This window comes from Mesorhizobium sp. M7A.F.Ca.US.014.04.1.1, from assembly GCF_003998745.1.
Lineage (GTDB): Bacteria > Pseudomonadota > Alphaproteobacteria > Rhizobiales > Rhizobiaceae > Mesorhizobium > Mesorhizobium ciceri.
This window is the reverse complement of record NZ_RZRW01000804.1, coordinates 1-2,040: the sequence shown is the minus strand read 5'-3', so window position 1 is coordinate 2,040 and position 2,040 is coordinate 1. Positions and strand designations below refer to the sequence as shown.

The window sequence follows — 2,040 nt, the reverse complement described above, 5'->3', positions numbered from 1 at the left end:
ATACCGACGGCCCAGCGCTCCTTGGCCAGCGGCTTGGCCGGCTGGGCAAGCTCCTCGCGCGAGATCGCCTCGGCGGCGCCAAGGTCCATCAGAAAGGGGCTTTCGGCATTGCGGCCGGTGGAAGCAATGACATGGTAGCCGAGGCTGGACAGGATGGAGACCGCGACCGAGCCGACGCCGCCGGCTGCCCCCGTCACCACCACCGGGCCGCGATCGGGCAGGATGCCGTGCCGCTCCAGTGCCATGACACAGAGCATGGCGGTATATCCTGCGGTGCCGACGGCCATCGCGTCATGCGGGCTGATGCCTTGCGGCAGCGGCACCAGCCAGTCGCCCTTGACGCGGGCACGGCCTGCATAGGCACCGAAATGGGTTTCGCCGACGCCCCAGCCATTCAGCACGACCTTGTCTCCGGCGCGCCAGTCGGGATGCGAGGACGAAATGACGGTGCCGGCGAAATCGATGCCCGGCACCAGCGGCCAGCGGCGGATCACCGGCGCCTTGCCTGTGATCGCCAAGCCATCCTTGTAGTTCACCGTCGTTGCCTCGACCGCGACGGTGACATCGCCTTCCATCAGGTCGGCCTCGGTGAGATCGGTCACGGCGACCGACTGCTTTTTCTCGGCGTCACGCGAAACGAGGATGGCTTTGAAGGTTTCGGACATGTCTTTCTCCGCGATCTTGACGACATGAACTGTGCGGCGATGGCCGCACGGGGTCAATCCTTGGAAGGACTGGCTTTGGGTTCGCGCCGCCAGCCGAACAGCTCGTCGAAGACGACCAGTGCCGCACCAACCGAAATGAAGGCGTCGGCAAGGTTGAAGACGGCGAAGGACCAGACCGGCGTGTGGAACAGGATGTAGTCGATGACGTGGCCGTAGACGGCGCGGTCGATCAGATTGCCGAGCGCGCCGCCGACGATCAGCGCAAAGCCGGTGCGGGCAAGGATCTGGGACGGCGCGATCCGCGTCGCCAGGAACAGCACGAAGGCAACGACGGCGAGCGAAATGACGATCAGCCCGGTGTCGCCGAAGGACGAGAACATCGAGAAGGCGATGCCGGTATTGTAGGTGCGAAACAGCGCCAGGAAGGGCAGCAGATCAACCTTCTCCTGAAAAGGCAGATCGGCCTCGACCAGGTATTTTATCCACTGGTCGAGCGCGATGGCCGCGACGACGAGCAATGCGTAGGGAGACCATGATCTCACGGGCAGGCAACCTTCATTGCTGGTCCAGGATTGACTCGAGCTTCAGCGCGCCGCGCCGGATCTCGAACAGCATGATGCCGGTGGCAACGGCCAGATTGAGCGAATCGGCACGGCCCGCTTGCGGAATCCTGAGCAGCCTGTCGCAACTCGCAGCCAGGCTTTCGGGCAGTCCCTGCTGCTCGTTGCCCATCATCAGCAGCACGGGCCCGCGGGAAAAATCGACCGAGCGGTAGTCGACGGCGCCTTTCAGGTGGGTTCCGGCGACGAGGCCTGAAAACCCGCCTCGCCAGGCGAGGAAAGCCTCGGTTGTCGCCTTCGCCACCGGCACGGCAAAGATCGAACCCATGGTGGCACGCACCGTCTCCACGGAGAATGGATCAGTGGTATCGCCGACCAGGATGACGCCTTTGGCGCCGACGGCATCGACGGTGCGGATGACGGTGCCGAGATTGCCGGGGTCGCGCACCCGGTCGAGCGCCACCCAGACGTCGCCATTGTCAGCGCGGACATCTTTCAGGGCGAGGAATTTTTGCGAAAAGACGCCGACCACCATTTGCGGGTTGTCGCGACGGGTGATGGCGACCAGCACCTTCTCCGACACTTCGAGCACCATGCCGCCTGCCGCAACCGTGCGTGCGGCCACCTTCTCCACGGCAGCGTTGCCGCGCCCGGCCTTGGCGAAAACCAATGTCCTGATCTGCCAGCCGAGATCGAGCGCATCGATGACCAGCTTCAATCCCTCGGCCATGAAGGCGTTCTGCTGGTCGCGGAATTTCTTCTGAGCGAGCGCCTTGATGTCCTTGACCAGCGGATTGGCGAGGCTGGTGACCTCC

At 64.1% G+C, this 2,040-nt stretch carries 3 protein-coding genes; all 3 read right to left on the bottom strand.

Going from position 1 to position 2,040, the window contains the following annotated elements; all coding sequences use genetic code 11:
* A partial coding sequence (locus EOA22_RS31690) for an acryloyl-CoA reductase (RefSeq protein WP_127390510.1) occupies positions 1-665 on the bottom strand: 665 nt, incomplete at its 3' end.
* A gap of 53 nt (positions 666-718) precedes the next feature.
* Complete coding sequence (gene lspA, locus EOA22_RS31685; protein ID WP_063169013.1) at positions 719-1,207, bottom strand: signal peptidase II; 489 nt, start codon at positions 1,205-1,207, stop codon at positions 719-721.
* Positions 1,208-1,220: 13 nt separating this feature from the next.
* Positions 1,221-2,040: RNA methyltransferase (locus EOA22_RS31680; protein WP_164756112.1), on the bottom strand; the 820-nt coding region annotated here is incomplete at its 5' end.